Origin of the sequence: Pseudomonas sp. PP3, assembly GCF_905336995.1 — a bacterium.
Taxonomy (GTDB): Bacteria; Pseudomonadota; Gammaproteobacteria; order Pseudomonadales; family Pseudomonadaceae; genus Aquipseudomonas; species Aquipseudomonas reinekei.
On the sequence record NZ_HG995459.1, the window covers coordinates 3274530 to 3293193 of the forward strand.

General features: G+C 58.9%; 15 protein-coding genes. 8 read left to right on the forward strand and 7 right to left on the reverse strand.

What is annotated here, in order from left to right:
* Positions 1–162: 162 nt before the first annotated feature.
* Positions 163–642 (forward strand): LEA type 2 family protein, encoded by a 480-nt coding sequence (locus KHO07_RS14855; protein ID WP_150732796.1) that lies wholly within the window; start codon positions 163–165, stop codon positions 640–642.
* Positions 643–655: 13 nt separating this feature from the next.
* Here KHO07_RS14855 and KHO07_RS14860 read toward each other — a convergent pair whose 3' ends face one another.
* Positions 656–1579, reverse strand: a complete 924-nt coding sequence (locus KHO07_RS14860; protein ID WP_212624704.1) for a carbon-nitrogen hydrolase family protein — start codon at positions 1577–1579, stop codon at positions 656–658.
* A gap of 84 nt (positions 1580–1663) precedes the next feature.
* Here KHO07_RS14860 and KHO07_RS14865 point away from each other — a divergent pair, with 84 nt between their 5' ends.
* Complete coding sequence (locus KHO07_RS14865) at positions 1664–2572, forward strand: LysR family transcriptional regulator (protein WP_212624705.1); 909 nt, start codon at positions 1664–1666, stop codon at positions 2570–2572.
* Positions 2573–2576: 4 nt separating this feature from the next.
* Here KHO07_RS14865 and KHO07_RS14870 read toward each other — a convergent pair whose 3' ends face one another.
* The gene (locus KHO07_RS14870; RefSeq protein WP_150732793.1) at positions 2577–2831 is read right to left on the reverse strand and encodes a hypothetical protein; all 255 of its coding nucleotides are present in this window, start codon (positions 2829–2831) and stop codon (positions 2577–2579) included.
* 163 nt (positions 2832–2994) lie between these two features.
* On the opposite strand from KHO07_RS14870, the gene KHO07_RS14875 reads away from it, so the two are divergent.
* Positions 2995–3312, forward strand: coding sequence for a DUF883 family protein (locus tag KHO07_RS14875; RefSeq protein ID WP_150732792.1), 318 nt, complete (start codon positions 2995–2997; stop codon positions 3310–3312).
* A gap of 95 nt (positions 3313–3407) precedes the next feature.
* Here KHO07_RS14875 and KHO07_RS14880 read toward each other — a convergent pair whose 3' ends face one another.
* Positions 3408–4448 (reverse strand): Ldh family oxidoreductase, encoded by a 1041-nt coding sequence (locus KHO07_RS14880; RefSeq protein ID WP_212624706.1) that lies wholly within the window; start codon positions 4446–4448, stop codon positions 3408–3410.
* A gap of 219 nt (positions 4449–4667) precedes the next feature.
* Between KHO07_RS14880 and KHO07_RS14885 the strand changes: the two genes are divergently transcribed.
* Both KHO07_RS14885 and KHO07_RS14890 read left to right on the forward strand, forming a co-directional pair.
* Positions 4668–9494: a DUF6543 domain-containing protein gene (locus KHO07_RS14885; RefSeq protein ID WP_212624707.1), complete on the forward strand. Its 4827-nt coding sequence runs from the start codon at positions 4668–4670 to the stop codon at positions 9492–9494.
* A 194-nt stretch (positions 9495–9688) separates the two neighbouring features.
* Positions 9689–10693: a FecR family protein gene (locus tag KHO07_RS14890; RefSeq protein WP_212624708.1), complete on the forward strand. Its 1005-nt coding sequence runs from the start codon at positions 9689–9691 to the stop codon at positions 10691–10693.
* 60 nt (positions 10694–10753) lie between these two features.
* Here the strand turns inward: KHO07_RS14890 and KHO07_RS14895 are convergent, their stop codons facing one another.
* Entirely contained in the window at positions 10754–13099 is a 2346-nt protein-coding gene (locus KHO07_RS14895; protein WP_212624709.1) for an acylase, read from the reverse strand.
* Between the two features lie 250 nt (positions 13100–13349).
* Here KHO07_RS14895 and KHO07_RS14900 point away from each other — a divergent pair, with 250 nt between their 5' ends.
* Complete coding sequence (locus tag KHO07_RS14900; protein ID WP_150732787.1) at positions 13350–13721, forward strand: fe2+ zn2+ uptake regulation protein; 372 nt, start codon at positions 13350–13352, stop codon at positions 13719–13721.
* A 26-nt stretch (positions 13722–13747) separates the two neighbouring features.
* On the opposite strand, the gene KHO07_RS14905 is transcribed toward KHO07_RS14900, so the two are convergent.
* On the reverse strand, positions 13748–13936 hold the full coding sequence (locus KHO07_RS14905) for a hypothetical protein (protein WP_150732786.1): 189 nt from the start codon (positions 13934–13936) through the stop codon (positions 13748–13750).
* A gap of 158 nt (positions 13937–14094) precedes the next feature.
* On the opposite strand from KHO07_RS14905, the gene KHO07_RS14910 reads away from it, so the two are divergent.
* The gene (locus tag KHO07_RS14910; RefSeq protein WP_212624710.1) at positions 14095–14235 is read left to right on the forward strand and encodes a hypothetical protein; all 141 of its coding nucleotides are present in this window, start codon (positions 14095–14097) and stop codon (positions 14233–14235) included.
* 65 nt (positions 14236–14300) lie between these two features.
* Here the strand turns inward: KHO07_RS14910 and KHO07_RS14915 are convergent, their stop codons facing one another.
* Positions 14301–15860, reverse strand: a complete 1560-nt coding sequence (locus tag KHO07_RS14915) for a TerC family protein (RefSeq protein WP_212624711.1) — start codon at positions 15858–15860, stop codon at positions 14301–14303.
* A gap of 277 nt (positions 15861–16137) precedes the next feature.
* Entirely contained in the window at positions 16138–17007 is an 870-nt protein-coding gene (locus KHO07_RS14920) for a LysR substrate-binding domain-containing protein (protein WP_212624712.1), read from the reverse strand.
* Between the two features lie 102 nt (positions 17008–17109).
* Between KHO07_RS14920 and KHO07_RS14925 the strand changes: the two genes are divergently transcribed.
* A complete protein-coding gene (locus KHO07_RS14925; RefSeq protein WP_212624713.1) occupies positions 17110–18663 on the forward strand; it encodes an MFS transporter in 1554 nt (517 codons plus the stop codon).
* The last annotated feature ends 1 nt before the right edge of the window (position 18664 follow it).

Here is an 18664-nt window from a genome sequence, read left to right on the forward strand (position 1 = left end):
GCGCAGCCTTCGGCAGCGGCTACAGATTACTTTTGATGGTGATCAGGACAGTATGGGGCGAACCCCTCTCAGGGTGTATGGTCGCACAGTAGAGCCGCCGAACTTTGCTCAAGGCTGAGCCGTCGGCGGCTCGGTCCCTTTTTCTGTCGAGTGTTTTCCATCATGCGCAGACTGCTTGCTTTTACCCTCTCGCTGCTGCTGCTTTCGCTAAGCGGCTGCGCCCTGCTTCCCCAGCATGATCCGCTGAACATCAATGTGGTGGGCATCGAACCGCTGCCAAGCCAGGACATGGAGATCCGCTTCGCCGTGAAGATTCGCGTGCAGAACCCCAATGAAAGCTCGATCAACTTCAACGGTGTGGCCCTGGACCTGGACATCAACGGCCAACCCTTCGCCGCGGGCGTCAGCGATCAGTCAGGTTCGATTGCGCGTTTCTCCGAAACGGTGCTGACGGTTCCGGTCAGCGTCTCGGCATTCTCGGTACTGCGCCAGACCGTAGGCCTGAGTCGGACGCAAACCCTCAACAACATGCCCTACATCCTGCGCGGCAAACTGGCGGGAGGCTTGTTCGGCACGATGCGTTTCGTCGACAGTGGCAAACTTAGCCTGCCAGGACCGACAACTGGCAGCCGGCAACCCTGATTCATGCAGCGGGTTATGAGTTAAATCGAACGCCGGGTTTGGTCCGTTCGTCCACTGTCAATTCGAAGATGTCCGGGCGTGCGTAATGGCCGACCACGTCGTAGTCGTATCGGGCGCGGATCAGGTCATCGGTGTCAATTTCTGCCGTCAGCAAACCGGGACCCTTTCGCAGGGGGCCAGCCAAAACGTCGCCCATCGGCCCGACAATGACACTGCCGCCCGCAATCAACGGCCGATCCGATGGCCAATTGGCGATGTCGATGCCCAAAGCCTGTGGCGATTCCTGGACCTGACAGGCGCTGACCACAAAGCAACGCCCCTCGTGAGCAATGTGCCGCATGCTGACCTGCCACATCTCCCGCTCGTCGACCGTCGGCGCGCACCACACCTCCACACCTTTGGCGTACATCGCCGTGCGCAGCAGCGGCATCATGTTTTCCCAGCACACCACCGCCCCGATCCGCCCCACCTGGCTGTCGATCACCGGTAACGTCGAACCATCGCCCTTGCCCCAGATCAGCCGTTCGGTGCCGGTCGGCATCAATTTACGGTGCTTGCCGACCAGCCCTGCCTGCGGATCGAAATACAGAGCAGTGCAGTACAGCGTGCTGCCGGAGCGCTCGATGACGCCGATCACCAGGTTGGCGCCAGTACGCGCGCCAAGCCCGGCCAATGCGTCGGTTTCCGGACCCGGCACATCAATGGCATTGTCAAAGTAACGGGCAAAGGCTTCGCGCCCTTCCGGCAGGCGATAGCCCAACTGAGTACCGAAACCTTCACCCTTCGGATATCCGCCGAGCAACGCTTCGGGCATGACCACCAGTGCCGCCGCGGATTCGATGATTGCGCCTTCATACGACAAAATCTGCTCCAGCGTGTCGGCCTTGCCGCCGGGCAAGGCGCCAATTTGCAGTGCAGCAACGATTGACTTGGGCATCGCGGTAACTCCAGTTGGGTCAGATGTTGCTGATTTTGCGGCGACACAGGATCATGAAAAAAGCCCAGTTAACTGCTAAATGATATGAACCAAATGAATATCGCAGACATCGATCTCAACCTGCTGAAAGTCTTTGAAGCCCTGCACGAAGAATCCAGCGCCAGTCGAGCGGCGTTGCGCCTGGGTGTCACGCAATCGGCGGTCAGCGCCGCACTACGCCGCTTGCGCGAGGTGTATGGCGATCAGCTGTTTGTCCGGACCGGTCGGGGTCTGGCGCCGACGCTCAAGGCCAATCAGCTCAAACCGGTGGTCAGCGATGCACTGAACAAATGTCGGCAGAGCCTGGCGATGGTCGATCCGACGACCCAACATTACGAAGGACGCTCGGTCAGCATTGGCTTGTCGGATGATTTCGAGATTGCCTACGGGCGCCGGATGATCGAAGAAATCGCTCGCTGCGCGCCGAAACTGCGGCTGATCTTTCGCCAGACCCACAGCCAGATCGTCGCCCAGGCCTTGATGGAACGCAGCATTGACCTGGCGATTACCGCTGGCGGCTTCGCTGAACGCTTGCTGAGCCGTCAGGTACTGGGGGAAGGAAATTACTTGTGTCTGGTCGACCCGCTCAGTCTGGCCGAAGGGCAGCAGACCATCAGCCTGGAGGAATTCGTCGGCCGCGAGCACATCCTTGTCTCCTCAGGCGGCTTTATCGGTATCACTGACGAGGGGCTGGCGGCGTTGGGCTTGAGTCGCCGGGTCTGCGCCTCGACCACACACTTTGCCGCGCTGCCGCATTTGCTCAAGGGCAGTCAGGCCGTGGCGACCATTCCAGCGCATGCGGCCCGCAGTATTGCGGCACTCAGTGGTTTGGCGCTGCTGCCCTGCCCTTTGGATTTGCCGCGCTACCCGATCGAACTGGGCTGGCGTACCAGCACCCAGCTCGACCCGATGATGCTGAAAGTGCGCGAGGCGATTGTGGCGAGTTTTGCCTAGGGATTTACTTGCTGGCAGCCATCAGGCGATTGACTTCACTGCGCACCATGTTCGAGTACTCAGGTGGCGACATACCGTCCAGCTCGGCGCGAACCCACTCGGCCCACTTGCCTTTGCGCTTGGCACGCTCGCCGAACAACCGGGCAGCCTCACCCTTGGCTTTGCCCAGGTTGTTTTGCCAGAGTTCGAACAGACGGGATTTTTCATCTTCAAGCGCAGCGCGCTCGGCAAGGGATTTGTCGGCCAGATTGAAGCTCATGGGATTTTCCTGCTGCGTAAAATAGGCGACATCTTACACTGTAGGACGAAACGTCCTGCTCTGGATTTCTTCGGAATCGGGCTGACGTGAGAAATCGCTGCAACTTTTTCCCGTGCAGCGGACTCCACTGTTCACTGTTCAACTAACTGCAAGGAGTACTTCAATGGCCCGGAAAACCGCCGCACAGGCTGCCGAAGATCAAATCAAGGACCAAGCCTTCAGCGAGCTTCAGGCGCTGATCGAAGAATCGGAAAAACTACTCAAAAGCAGCGCTTCACTGGTCGGGGAGGAAGCGGAGACCCTGCGGGGACAGATTGCCTTGAAACTACAGCAGGCCCGGGATTCGGTGACCAGCGTACGCGACCGGACCAAACCGGCGGTCGAAGCCACCGAAAGCTACATCGGCGGGCATCCTTGGCAAACCGTGGCGGTATCGGCCGGTTTCGGCCTGGTGGTCGGGTTGCTGCTGGCACGCCGTTAAACACACGGGCAGGATCCGGCTGGCTGGGATGGCGCCTTCAAGAGCGCCATCGCCAGGAAGCCGGCTGCCACAGAGTGAGAATTGCCTGCGCAGCGTCAGCCCCCCGCCAACTCCCGCAAATCCGCAAGCGTCCGCTCATCCAGCGCAATGCCACTGGAATGCGACTTGGCGCGCTGATGATGACGACGATCCCCCGGCAACCGCTTGAGCCCCACGCCATGCATCTGCCGCACGAGCTCCTGGCTGCGCTCGGCGAAGCTTTGCCCGGCGGCTTTGCTCGGGTCGATAACGATCAACAGTTGACCGGTCCAGGGCGTCTTGGCTCCCGGGTGGTTTTTCCAGTCGAACTCGAAAGAAAAATTACCCCCGGTCAGCGCCGCCGCCAGCAATTCCACCATCATCGACAACGCCGAGCCCTTGTGCCCGCCAAATGGCAGCAACGCGCCACCTTCAAGAATCGCCTTCGGGTCCTGGGTCGGCTGGCCGAGACCGTCCACGCCCATGCCCGGTGCCAGGCGTTCGCCCTTGCGCGCGGCAATCTGCACGTCGCCATGGGCAATGGCGCTGGTGGCCAGGTCGAAAACGATCGGCTCACCGTCGGCCCGAGGGGCGGCGAAGGCAATCGGGTTGGTGCCGAACAACGGCCGATCCGCACCATGGGGCACCACGCACGTCATGCTATTAACCACACTGAGCGCCACCAGGCCTTCATAGGCAAAAGGCTCAACGTCCGGCCATAGCGCGGCGAAATGATGGGAGTTACGAATCGCCAATACCGCGATGCCGGCGCTGCGAGCCTTCTCTACCAACAAGGGCCGGGCAGCCGCCAGCGCCGGTTGCGCAAAACCATTGTTGGCGTCGACCCGGACGAACCCCGAGGCCACGTCCTCGACCAGCGGCACAGCCTGGCCGTTGACCCAACCGCTGTTGAGCGTCGACACATAACCGGGAATACGGAACACGCCGTGGCTGTGAGCGCCGTCACGCTCGGCACCGGCGCAGTTTTGCGCCAGCACCTGTGCGACGTCGGGCGAAGTGCCATGGCGCAGGAATATCTTCTCAAGCAATGCCGTCAGCTCTTCGAGGGACAGGGTTTGCGAGACAACAGTAGACACATGATCGTGTGGCGCAGACATCTGAAGCTCCAGACTAATTATTGGAGGGGGCTACAGCGTACGTAGACCGCCGATTAACCACGCGCCGCGGGTAGGCTGTCAACCCTTCGATTGCGCGTGTTTGCACGAATACCCATAGCCCGTGCATTAACTATCTACCGCCTGCGCCAAGGCGACGGCTTTTAGTCTCGTTGCTCCATCAACAGGCGCCTTCAGTGGCGCCTCGAACGAGACCCGACGATGCCCACACCGCCTGCCCGACTGTTTTTTTCCGAAGCCCTGAACTCGCCCGGTCGCTGGACCGAACTGGGTAAAACGCACGGGCTCACGCAACGCGACTTTCAATGGTTCAGCCACGTGGAGTTGGCCAGCCAATCGCTACGCGGCGAGCAAAAGCCACCAATGATTGCCGAAAAAATCCTGCTGACGACGGCTGATCAAGCGCCGATCCCTCTGGCCGGCAGTTTCGTATTGAGTCCCACCCCGGAAACCAACGGGGTCATTGTCTATACCCCCTATGGCGGAATTCAGAAGTTCGACAGTCGTTCGGCGTTGAGCGAGCAACTCGTCCAGACACTGAACAATGCCGGCGAGGACGACGAGCTGCTGGCGCTGATGTCGCTGGCCGCGCGTAAAAACCTCGCCGCCAGCGACAATGTCCGCGTGACCTATGAAGTCATTGAGGGTGACGTGTTTGACGACCTGCGCAAGGTCGTCGCCAATAATCAGCAATTGAATCATCAGGCCATACTCGATGAATTGGCAGCGTTGCCAACCCTCGCGTCCCTGCTCGATGGAATACTCGATGAATTGCTGCAGCCGACGTTTCCAGGTCTGGATCAAAGCAAGACCCAGGTTAATTTCTACACGACGATGGTCAGCGATAACGTCGATAAGGACAGTGAACCGACACGACGCTGGCACAGTTCAATGTCATTGCGCGACGCGGTTTTGCAGTATTACCGTCATCAGCGATGGCCCATCGGACAGACCCACGCCTTCACCCATCCGAAACGAACACCCGCCAGCACCGACCAGCAACACTGGGAGACCGCGATAAAAAGCGCCTCCAGCAAACTGGTTCCTCTGCTGTTCCGGCGTCTGGAGTCGTACTGGGAGGCACCGACAACCGGCGACGGCGCTTCGCGTCGGGCGTTTTTCAGTCGAGCGATCCGTGAGCAGGCGCGAGCAGAGATTCTGCTCAAACGCGAGGCGCAGATCATCAGCCCCGAACAAAGCCAAGCCTTGCAGTCGTTGTTCGAAGAGACGGCCCTTTCCACCCGGCGCCCTACCCTGGAGACGGTGCGCCTGTGGGAACAGCAAGCCAATTACGTGTCGTTGGCAGGCTCGCTGATGATCAGTCACACCAACGCCTGTCTCTACACCCCCACTCAGGGATTGCAGGTGCTGAAGGACTATCAGGACTTGAAAGCAACGTTGCTGAGCAAGTTCAGCGCCAGCGGTCACGAGGACGAACTCTACGGCCTGCTGAGTCTGGATGAACGCAACCGTTTCATCGGTTTCAATCAGCCGCACGTCTCCGGAGAGGTTATCTCCGGCCCGATATTTGCCGTGCTGTTCGAGGCGATCATCACCAAACAACGGCAAAACATCGAATACGCCCTGCAGGTTTTTCGCCACAGCGATGGCACGGTGAACATCCATGCCTTGTTCGACAAAGCGCTGGATATCCGCTCGATGATCAGCGAACGCATGCTCTCGCTGGATGCCCATGGCCGCTGGGGCACACGCCCTGTACTGGTCGGCAATCAACAACCCTCCGCCGTGCGAGCCGACACCGCGGCGGCCTACGTGAAAACCTTCGGCGATATTGAAGCACTGATCAACGCGGACTTCGCCGCCCAACCGCTCACCTCACTGGCTCTGCAACGGGTCTACCTGGAGAGGATGACAGCCCAACTGACCCATTCCCTCTCCGTCGGTATTCGTGGGGAAGCCAGCCTGCGAGTGCTGGACACCAGCTTACGGGGCGCTGACAAGGCGATCGTCGATACGGTGTTGAATTCGGATCATCCGGATCGCCATCGTCGCCTCGCACTCAACGGATTCCGGCCTGACGCTTATAGGCTGATTCTTGAATGCACGGGACAGAAAGACGTGCTGCCTTTGGCCAATTGCGTGCTGCTGACTGAACGGGGCGGGCTGGATAACCAGCATTCGGGGCGGGTTATTTTATGGACTCCCGCAACCGGGCTTGAGGTCTTCGATTCGCTCAACCGAGCGAAGCAGGCACTGAATCGCCGCCTGCTCGACGCTCGCAAACGCCTGGAGCTGCTGGAAAACCTGCCCCCGTCCGGGCGTTACTTTCATCAACACTACTCAATCAACTCGTTGCGGTTGATCGAGGGCAATGTTTTGCAGCACCTCTCGCAATGGTCCATCGAGCACTTTCTGGCTGCCTGCGAGCACATACGGTCGCGCGAGCTTGCGCACGCCAAACAGAACAAAGCGCTTAACGAACTGAGCCAGCGCGCTATCGACACCAACTTGCGCAGAGCCTCACGCATCGCCAAGGCAATGTCCCGACAGCAGTCGCTACCCGCCTGGCTTGGCATGGCGCCGATCGAAGAGCAGCAGTTACACATCGAACTGCTGGAGCAATACCGCCACAGCGTTACCGATGACAAAGACTACCTGCACGGCATACAGACGCTGTCGGACTACACCCATAATCGATTGAAGTCGTTGCTTGCCAGCCGCTTCCCCAAGGACTCACTCGCCCCCGACGAAATCGAAATCACCCCCAATCTGGCCTTGGTCGGTCCGGCCCGGACCTTGACTGAGTTTGCACTGAATCACATCAATATTGCCCAGGGCACGGGTTTCAAGATCACCTCGACTACCACCAAAACCCTGCCAGAAGGCCTGAATCGAGACGCCGTCCAACAGCTATTGCAGTCACTGAACATTGACAGCGACTTTGCAAAGTTGGTGTTCGAAAAGTTGACCGGCACTGACACTGACATTCGCAAGCGGCGCTTTGCTCAGCAACTGCCCTGGCAGTTGCTACAACACGCCCATGCCTTGAAGTTGCAGCAGCGTCTTTCCACCCATGCGTTCGACCTGATCAGCCAAGTGCTTGATATGCCCGATGCCACTGCTCGGGCGACCGTGGAAGGTGCGCACGCTATCGTCCGACCGCTTGAGTTGATCAAGACAGCCGGATCCGCCGCCGTCAAAACCCTGGGCCTGTATCTGATCAGTCCCGGTGCCGGTAAACAGGGGCCGCACATTCTGTATGCGCCTTATTTCCCCGGCCCGGTTTTCAGCGAATTCGAGAACGAGGCCAGTGTTGTTGCGGCGATCAATACCCCGGGGGCGCTGCAGGATCTCGTTATTCGACGACTCCCCGACACACAACAGTCGACCTTCAGTCATCTGCTCAAGAGCACGGTCGGCCAAGTCAGCGAAATCACCCTCGCCTCGTCTCCCATTGACGGCAACCTGTTGGGGCGTTTGTACAGCGACAATGCCAGTCTTATCGAGCGGATGCTCGGCAGTCGAGCCAAGGCGACTGCCCAGTCCGATTGGGAGGCCGTCAAGCACCTGTTCAGCTCCGGCATCAAACTGGCTTCCGGGCTGTTGCCGGGCAAACTCGCCTACCTGCAGTTTTTATGGCACAGCTTCAAGGACTTCGAAGCCTCCGCCGAAGCGTTGCAGGACCACCATTGGAAACGGGCCATGCAGGAATTCATTGCCGGCGCGGCGCAGATGGTCTCACTGGGGCGATTGTCGCTGGAGGACGAGCTCGTGACATCGCAGGCAACGACCACAACAGAGCCGGTCGCAACCCCCGTGACGCAACCGAAATGGTCTGAGTTAAAACCGACGGCGCCGTTACGCACGTCATTGCAATCCTTTGAAGCACCGACCGTCAATTTGAAAGATCTGACCAGGAATGCAGACGATGGCACCTACCTCGATTCGGTCAGTCAACAACGTTACGCGCCTGTCGCCGGCAAGGTTTATCGCGTCGCCAAACCCGGTGCTGCGTGGCAAATCCTCAACGCCGAACAGGATGGCCCTACGCTCGCCACCACATCGACAAAGCAAATGGTCATCGACCCCGATGTGCACACCGTGCACTACGGAAAAGCCCTGTCAAAAATGCGTAATGAGTACATCACCCGCTACGAAGCCAACCGGGTTTTGAACATCGAAGCACGCGGCATGGAAAACATCCGCGCCAACCACCCGGAAAAGGCTCGCATGATTGTGCAGGCCATCGATATGGCACGCTATTACGCCTTCAACAGCCTGCACAATCTGGCGCAGCAAAGAAAGCTCACCCCCGGAACGCGACTGGATGGCTTGTTCAAGCGTTTTTTTGATGTCAGCGGTGTCGACGCGGCCCTGCTCGACAAAATCAAGCAGACCATCCTGCCCATCTGCACGGCGCTGGTGGATCCCGATGAAGATTTGATGAACACGGAGCGTTTTGTCGTCGGATCGAACAAAAACCAGCAAGCCAGCATCATCGCCTTCGTCGTTTCGGGCGATTCAAAGAAGAATGTGCATTTCACCGAGAAGTTCTTTGATCAGCAACTCGAATGTTACGAGCCTTGTCTGACAGAACCCTTCGATATCGAAGGCCACAGCCAGGCAGCCACGCTGATCCATGAGTTTTCACACCTTTTCTCAAAAACCGTGGATATAGCGTCCCTGGAGGCCAGGCGGCCTTTCAGTGACCTGGTCTCACCCATCACCGGTTATGGTCGGGCAATGAAGCAAAGTCAGATGGCTTTTCAGCGCGAAGCTTTGTCCCTGCAGACGCCAAGGGAAGAACTGTTCGCGCGCTGGGACAACGAATTGCAGTCATGGCTGAGCCTGGATTTGATTCCGGGGTCGACGCACGTTGGCAAAGAAATCCTCAAGGTCACCGGCACCAAGACCATGGAAGCCGCCCGCAATGCGTTTCTCAACCCGCAGAACGCGGAAAAACGCATCGACGTCATTTTGCGCAATGCCGACTCGATTGCTTTTCTGATCTGCGAGATGGGCCGGCAACTGGACCCGGTGCCGGTTGCATCCACTTCATCGGCCTGAGTCTCCAAAAAACATGCGCAGATCCGTTGATCTGCGCATGAAAGTGTTTTCACACTGGCAATGAATACACCTCGGCAATGCGCTGTTTACAGCCTGTTCCGATAAAAAAAATACACGTTGATGGGTAATTGCCATGACCGATGTTCTCTCGGCGTTCCGCCAAAGGTTAGAATGCGGGAAATCAGGATGAGTCAATGACCGATAATTCTCTCTCGCAAGCCGAATATGACGCTATCACCGATGCCGCCGCGCAGTGGTGCATGCGTCTGCACGCCGAAGACTGCACCGCGCAGGAGCGTCTGGCGTTCGAGCAGTGGCGGGATGCGCACCCGCTTCATGCGTTCGAGTACGAGGCCATGCTGGAAATCTGGGATGTCGCCGGCGATCTGCCTCGTCCGGAGCCCGTGGTCGTGCCGATGGTGGCGGATAAAGCGCAGACACCATGGCGCACCTTCGGCATGGCCGCCGCGGTTTGTGCACTGGCACTGCCGATGGCAGCCTACAGCGGCTGGAATCTGGGATGGCTGCCCAACTCGTACCAGCACTTCGAAGCGACCCATAACGTACGCCAGGTAACTCTGAATGACGGCAGCAAAGTCGAACTGAACCTGGGCAGCGAGCTGGTCTACAGCAATTACAAGGATCATCGCCAGGTCACCCTGAAAAAAGGCGAGGCGTTTTTCAGCGTCAGCCACGACAGCAGGCACCCTTTCGTCGTCAAGGCGGCCGAAGGCAAGATCCGCGTCACCGGGACCAAATTCAACGTCTGGATGTATGAAGATCAGGTGAAAGTGAACCTGATCGAAGGCTCGGTGCTGGTCAGCAGCAATGATGATTTGCCGGGGGACGGCTTGCGACTCGGCCCGTCGATGCAGGCGAGCTATCGTCATGGCGACTACATTCCACAAATCAGTCAGACCTACGAAAACGACAATTCGCTGGCCTGGCTCAACGGCAAACTGGTACTCGATGACCTGGCGCTGAACGATGCGCTGCCATTGATCAACCGTTACCTGGAAACCCCGTTGATGGTTGCCGACCACAACACTGGCACGATCCGCATCGGTGGCATTTACAACATCAAGGAACTCAACACCCTGGTAGCGACCCTGCCCAAGGTGCTGCCGGTCTACCTGACTCGCAACAAAGAGGGCAACCCGGTCCTCAACTCGATCCCGCAACAACCACCAAAAAGCTAAAAGGCCGCGACCCTTGCGGGGCGCGGCCTTCTTTTATTGCTGCAGCAACGTCTGCTGTGTTTATTGGGCAGCTACCTTCCCGGCTTTTTCATCCTGCTCGCGAATTGTCCGGGCCTGATAATGCGGATCAGCCTTGATCTGTTGCTCGGTGAACGGCAGCACACTCAGTTGCTTCCTGGAAAATGCCTCGGTCTGGTCCCGGGAATATTTCGACGCCGGGTCACTGGACAGCGAAAACGCCAACAATCCCTTGGCCTGCGGTCCTTTCTCATCGAACGTCACCACTTGCAGATAGCTGGTACCACTGACGACTTCACGCTTGCCATCGCTTCGGGGCACACTCTGGATCGCGTTATAGACACCCAGTGAACCCGGTCCACCGTGAATCGGTGTTTGCTGGCCACCGCTGCTGACGACCTGAATATCGCCCCAGCGACTGTCCTGCTTCAGGCCGGATGCGTTGACCTGTTCGACCGAGGCCAACATCGCCTGGCGCAGCGCTTGCGCCACTTGCGGACGATCGATCGCCAGCCCGCGGGGTGTGTGTTGCGGATCCTTGGCATCGAACGCTACACGCCAGACATCCGGCGCTTGCTCAAGAGGCTCCATGACATTCTGAAAATGCACAAAGCCCAGGCCGCTGTCGAGATTCGCCTTGCGATCCCAAGCCTTGAAACTGGCGCACAGCGGCGCCAGCGTTTTCACATCGGCCCCCAGCTCGGTGGCGCAAAATTGCAGAAGGTCGGGCATGACTTGTGCCGCCTGATAGACCTGATCATCCATCACCATGTGCTGCAGGTCCGCCGCGCCGAGGGTGCCCGCCTTGGCCAGTGTGTTCAATCGGTCCAGGGCGAAACGCGAACGCAGGCCCAATGGTTGGCTGTCCTGGCTGATCAGCGGCGAAAAACCGGTCAAGGGTTGCGCCGGGTTGGCCATCCATGCCGAATCATTGGAATGCTGAACAAAGTCCTTACGCAACAGTTGCGGCAGTTTACCCGCCGCATAAATGCCCTTTTGCGCGGCCTGTGGGTCGATGTCCCAGGCGCAAGCACTGTTGGACCCATCGAGAACGATCATTTGCAGGCCGATGCGCGGATCGCTGCACTTCGCCAGCTTCTCGGCGCTGACGTTAGGCACCACCGACAGGTTCATGTACAGCGTTTGCCCCTTGTCGTCCGCCGCCAGCGTGTTGACCCAGGGGATGCCCTGGATCCTGTGGACACTGTCCTGAAACGCTTCAAGGCTGTCGGCGCGGTTCATCGCGTACCACTGCGCCAACACCCGATCGTTTTCCAGGTTGGCGTCACGCAGGCTGTAGGCAAACTGGTTGTCCCAGTCCAGTTTGCCAGGCCACTGCACGATCGGACCGAACTGCGAGCTGTACACCACATGGGAAATGGCCTTGACCGTACCATCGGACTGTTTCACGTCGACCATAAGCGTTTGCTTGTGCATCGGCAGCGACTTGCCGTCGACTATATAGCGCGTCGAATCCTTTGGATCGAGTTGCAGGCGATACAAAGTGAAATGCTTGGACGAGTCCACGGTGTGGGTCCAGGCCAAGTGCTGGTTGAAGCCGATATTGATCAACGGCAGCCCAGGCAACGCGGCACCCATCACGTCCAGCTTGCCGGGAATGGTCAGGTGCATCTGATAAAAACGCATGCCGCCGACCCACGGAAAATGAGGGTTGGCCAACAACATGCCGCGGCCATTAAAGGAACGATCGCTGCCCACCGCCACCGCATTACTGCCGCGATCGAGAGCGAAACGCTGGATGCGCGAAGCGGCCAGTTGATAGGACGCTTGATGACCGGCTTTACCGGCAACGGTGGCCGGAGGCGTCGCACCCGCCAGCGCTTCGGCAAACTGCCCGACACCGCCTTCGACCAACAAACGGCGGGTTAACTTGACCAGATCCGTGCTGGAGATATCACGCACCCAGTCGCCCTGACATTGCGCCGGCAGTCCCTGCTCCCGACGCTCCGTCAGGGAACGGTTGTAGCCGGCCACATAACCTTCCATCAGTTCGCGCACGTCCGGGGTTTGAGCCCGCCAGAATGCATAGACAGCCTCTGGGGTGTTCAACCAATTGAAAAACAGGTCGCTGACCAGGTTTTCACGTTCTTCCAGCGTGAACTGGTCCGGACCGAAATAACGCGACCGTTGACCGTTCACCGTGGCGATCTCATTGGCCAACAAACACAGGTTATCCTGAGCATAGGCATAGCCGATGCCGTAACCGAGCCCGCGCTCGTCCTGCGCACGAATGTGCGGGACGCCGAAACTGGTCCGGCGGATCTCGGCACTCGCCTGCTCGGGCTGGCTGCGCGCATTGGCCGCAAGACTAAGCCCGACAAACAAACCCGCCAGGCTCAACCTGGTTAACTGGCTGGAAATAATCACACTCGCTCCTGATCGAAAAACGATGGTCACAGTTCTGCGTACTGACACGCAGGCCGCGCATCCTTTTAAGGACGAAGCAAACGACAAATATTTAGGAGATTGAACCGCCATTTACAGGCGTCTGACAGACCGGTGACGTAATGACGACGAAATTTCTACATCTAAGTCTTCATGATTCGGGTCGCTCATACGTCTTGTTATGTAAGAGCGCCCCATTTTTCCTGATCAGGCTCTGAAAAGGAGTTTTGCAATGTACAACTCGCATCTGCCAACGGACGGTAGCAACGCGCCAAAGGGATCTTCCATTGGGGTCGGTGTTTTCGACCAGCGTACCGAGCGCCATGGCAACGAGCGGATTCGCTTCCTGCTCAAAAGCTTTGGCTTGCGAACCAGTCTGATTCGCCTGAAAGTCATCGACGCCCTTCTGACAGCTGCCGAAAGCGAGCGCAGTCTTGGCGTGCGCGGCGTGCACAGTCATCTGCTGGAGCTGGATATTCCCTTGTCCTTTCTGAGCGTGCGCGAAGTGTTGAAACGTCTGTGCAGCGAAGGCGTGATTGTCCTCAACCCGGACAAAAGCTACAGCCTCGACCCTCGGGCCGCTGCCGCGCTGCACATCGATTGATCAAGCCTGGCCCGGGGCCTCGCGGCTCAGGGCTTGACCTTGCGGCGCATCACGCCATTGACAACCACCACGACCACCGCCACGCCAATGGCGATGTACTGGAACAGTTTTTCGCTGATGACGCCGGTGTTCTGCAAATACGACAGGCCAAACATGATCGCCAGCACCACCAGGGAGATCAGAATCGAATATTTCAAACGTTGCGACTGGGTCATTAGCAGTTCCTGAATCTGAATAAATGTATCCACTTTGTATCCGAATGCATGCCAAGCCCTTACCGTTTTCAGGGGATGGGGCGCTGCAAACGGGGTCTCATGTTACAGCCGATGAAGCGTTTTGGCTTCACTGCGGCGTTAACCATGAGGAGTTACAAATGTTGCGTCGAATCACACTGCTGATTCCCCTGCTGGCCCTGCTGTCCCTGAGCGGCTGCATCGTATTCCCCCACGGCGGCGGCCACCATGACCGTCACTACGATGTTCGTGGCGGCCCCGGTTACTCCCAGCATCGCTAGCCCCACTGCGATCCCCCTGCAGGAGCTTGCTTGCCAGCGATGAGGCCCTCAACCCCACCGCGGAATCACCCGCCGATGCGCGCCAAAAGCACCCGCGTCACCCGCCGTTCTTCAACCTTGAGGACCGTCATCCGCCAGCCTTCCCACTCATGGCTGTCACCGATCATCGGCAGGCGATCGAGCAAGCTCACTACCAAACCGGCGAGGGTCTGATAGTCCTCTGTAGGCTCGGCAGCAAACCCGGTGCGCTGTCGAACCCGCGCCAGGTTCAATGCGCCGCTGACCACAAACCCACCCTTCTCCTCGACCACGTCCGGGCCTTCGATTTCACTGGCGTCGGGCAATTCACCGGCAATCGACTCGAGAATGTCGGTCATGGTCAACACGCCGACGAAGTCACCGAATTCATTGACCACGAACGCAATGTGCGTCGACGCCTTGCGCATCTGCTCCAGGGCATTAAGGATCGAATAGCTCTCCAGCAGGTTGATGGTCTGGCGCGCCAGGTGCGCAAGATCCGGTTCATTACCGGCCAAAAACTCCTTCAACAGCTCCTTCTTGTGCACGAAGCCAAGCGGTTCATCGACGGCACCGTCGCGAATCAGCGGCAAGCGCGAGTAAGACGAATGCATCAGCCGCGTGCGAATGGCCTCGGCGTTGTCGGCCAGGTCGATAAGATCGACATCGGCGCGCACCGTCATCAACGTGCGGATCGGCCGTTCAGCCAGTTGCAGCACACCGCTGATCATCACCCGCTCACGGCGGTCGAACAGCTCTTCGTTCGGCGCCTCGCCGTTGTCGAGCATGTCGGCGATTTCCTCACCGACTTCTTCCGCCGCCAGTTTGCGCCCGCCCAACAGGCGCATGACTGCGTGGGCGGTACGTTCGCGCATCGGTCGCACGCCCTGCATCGAGCGCTTGCGCCGGGCCCGGGCGATCTGATTGAACACTTCGATCAGGATCGAGAAACCGATGGCCGCATACAGATAGCCCTTCGGAATATGGAAGCCCAGGCCTTCGGCGGTCAGCGCAAAGCCGATCATCATCAGGAAGCCCAGACAGAGCATGATCACCGTCGGGTGCGCGTTGACGAATCGGGTCAGCGGCTTGCTGGCAACGATCATCAAGCCAATGGAAATGATCACCGCGATCATCATCACCGACAGCTCATCGACCATGCCCACGGCGGTAATCACCGCGTCGAGGGAGAACACCGCGTCCAGCACCACGATTTGCGCAACGATGTGCCAGAACAGCGCATACGCCGTATTCGACGAACGCTGGCCGACATGGCCTTCCAGCCGTTCGTGCAATTCCATGGTGGCCTTGAACAACAGGAACACACCACCGAACAGCATGATCAGGTCACGTCCGGAGAAGCTCTTGTCGAACACCTCGAACAGCGGCTGGGTCAGGGTCACCAGCCAGGAAATACTCGCCAGCAGGCCCAGGCGCATCAGCAACGCGAGGGACAAACCGATGATCCGCGCACGATCGCGTTGGTGCGGCGGTAATTTGTCCGCGAGGATCGCGATAAACACCAGGTTGTCGATGCCCAGTACCAGTTCCAGCACAATCAGTGTCAACAAGCCCAGCCAAGCGGTGGGGTCAGCTAACCATTCCATAAAAACGTCTCGATCTCTTCAGTGAATTCAGAATGCCGGGCACGGCAAAGCGCGGCGCAGAGGCCGTTGAGCTGCAATGTCAGGGGATAGCGGAAGCCGAAAGACCGGGGATTTAGCGTGCGTCAAAACCGCGTAATGGCACGTGGGGAAAGGATAACTGGGAGGCTCCGTGAGGGTGTTCATGCAAGTCCTGAAAGGAAAAAAGAACTTGAATCGTACAGGTGAAAGTGACAAATCCTACAGCCTGAAATCATTTCAAGATCTGTAGAAGACCAGGTTAAGCCGAATGTTTGATCCGCTCGATATACCGGTTTACGGCTGGCGACTTCTCGAACCGCCGATGAATCAACGCCAACCACGATATCGCCTGGCAATCCGCGATCTGCCGATACACCACATTCGGCAAACAGACATGCCCAACCACCGACGCCGGCACCACCGCCACGCCCTGCCCCAGCGAAACCAACGCGATCACCGCGACCAGTCCACCCGGCTGCGCCCCCAGCTTCGGTACAAACCCACCCTGCGCGGCCACTTGCAAGGTACCGGCCATTTGCTCCGGGAGGATGAAGTTTTCGTTTTGCAGGTGCACCGACGTGATCATCGGCAACCGGTTGAGCCACGAATCGACCGGTAGCGCCAACACAAAGCCTTCTTCATTGAGCCGGACACTTTCGATACCGTCGGGCAAAGCCAACGGGCAGCGGACGTAGCCCAGATCGAAACGCCCCTCAAGGATCATGTTCGGCAGGCTGGCCATGGGGCTTTCCCGCACATTGAGGGTGACATCCGGGAATTCGCCGGCAAAACCCTGTACCTGTTTTTGCAGCATTGCGGAGTACACCGCCGAAGCCACGTAACCCAGCTCGATATGCCCGACTTCGCCGCGACCGGCGCGCTGGGCATTGCGTTGCGCAGACTCGAATTGTCGAACCGTGGCTTCGGCTTCGATCATCAGCGCCGCACCCGCCTCGGTCAGGCTGACATCCCGCGACTGACGCAAAAACAGGCGTGTCCCCAGTTCCGCTTCCATGTCCTGAATCTGCCGGGTCAGGGTCGGCGGCGCGATGCCCAATTGCTCGGCAGCGCGGGTGAAATTGCGCTGCCGGGCGACGGCGAGGAAATAGCGGAAGTGGCGGATGTCCATGATGCATTAGCTCAAAGGTAATGAAGTGATGAGGCGCGCCTAACAAAGACACCGACAGCCAGCGATAAGCTGCACCGACCGTCACAGTAGAGAACCCTGGCCATGTCCGTCAAACCCAAGGCAAGTCCGCGTCTGACTTTGCTCACCGCATCAGCGGTGTGCTCGCTGATCGTGCTCGACACCAACATTGTCGCCGTTACCTTGCCCAGCATTGCCCGTGATCTGGGTGCCAATTTCGCCGACATCGAATGGGTAGTGAGTGCCTACATGCTGGCGTTCGCCGCGTTGCTGTTGCCGGCCGGCAGCCTGGCTGACCGTTTTGGCCGGCAGAAAACCCTGATGTGGGGCCTGGGCATTTTCATCCTCGCCTCGCTGGGCTGCGGTGCGGCACCGAACGCGCTGTTTCTCGATATCGCTCGCGCGATCAAAGGGGTTGGTGCCGCATTGCTATTGACCTCGGCGTTGGCGTCCATTGGCCACACCTTTCACGATGAAGCCGAACGGGCCAAGGCCTGGGCATTCTGGGGTGGCTGCATGGGCGTCGCCATGACCGCCGCGCCGACCCTGGGCGGGTTGATCACCGAATACGTCGGCTGGCGCTGGATTTTCTACCTCAACCTGCCAGTCGGCCTGTTTCTGATGTACATGGTCTGGCGTGCGGTGCCGGAATCACGCGATGCGCAAGCGGCACGCCTTGATCCATGGGGCAGCCTGGCCTTCAGCGCCAGCCTGCTGTGTTTGATCTGGGGATTGATCGAAGCCAACCGGATTGGCTGGGACAACCCGATGACCTATGCGCGGCTAGTCGGCGGCGCGCTATTGTTGGGCTTGTTCGTGGTGATCGAACGGCTGCAACAGCGGCCAATGGTTGACTTGCAACTGTTCCGTCACCCGCGCTTCATCGGCGCCCTGCTCGGCATGTTCGCTTACGCTGCGTGCGCCCAGGTGATGATGACGATGCTGCCGTTCTACTTACAGAACGGCCTGGGTTTTACCGCGATCGCGGCGGGACTCGGTATGTTGCCGTTCGCCATCACAATGCTGATTTTCCCGCGCATCGGTGCTCGACTGACCGGGCGCATCACCCCGGCCAACCTGATGGCGATCGGTTTGACGCTGGTGGGCTGCGGCAATCTGCTCAGCGCCTGGGCGGTCAACAGTGGCGGCTATCTCCCGTTCGCCCTGGCGATTGCCGTTACCGGTGCTGGTGCAGGACTGCTGAACGGCGACACGCAGAAGAACATCATGGCCTGCGTACCCCGCGAGCGCACTGGTATGGCCTCGGGCATGAGCACCACGATGCGCTTCAGCGCGGTGATGCTCGGCGTCGGCATCTACGGTGCGTTGCTGTCGGGCCATAGCGAACAGTTGCTGCACGACAGCCTGTCGGCCCAAGGCAGCCAATGGCTGGAACATACCCAGGCGGTGGCATCGCGGGTGGTTGCCGGCGACATGCCGGCGGCGCTGGAACTGTTGCCTCAGGACGCACGGCCGGTGGTCGAGCCACTGGCTCGCGATGCCTTTGTCGGTGGCTTCAGTCTGTTGCTGTGGGTCGCGGGGTTGGCGGGATTGGTGGCTGCGCTGGTGGTGGGGACGTTGATGCGTCATCCGATTCCTGCGATCAACACCCATCGGCCGACGACATCGGTCGCCTGAT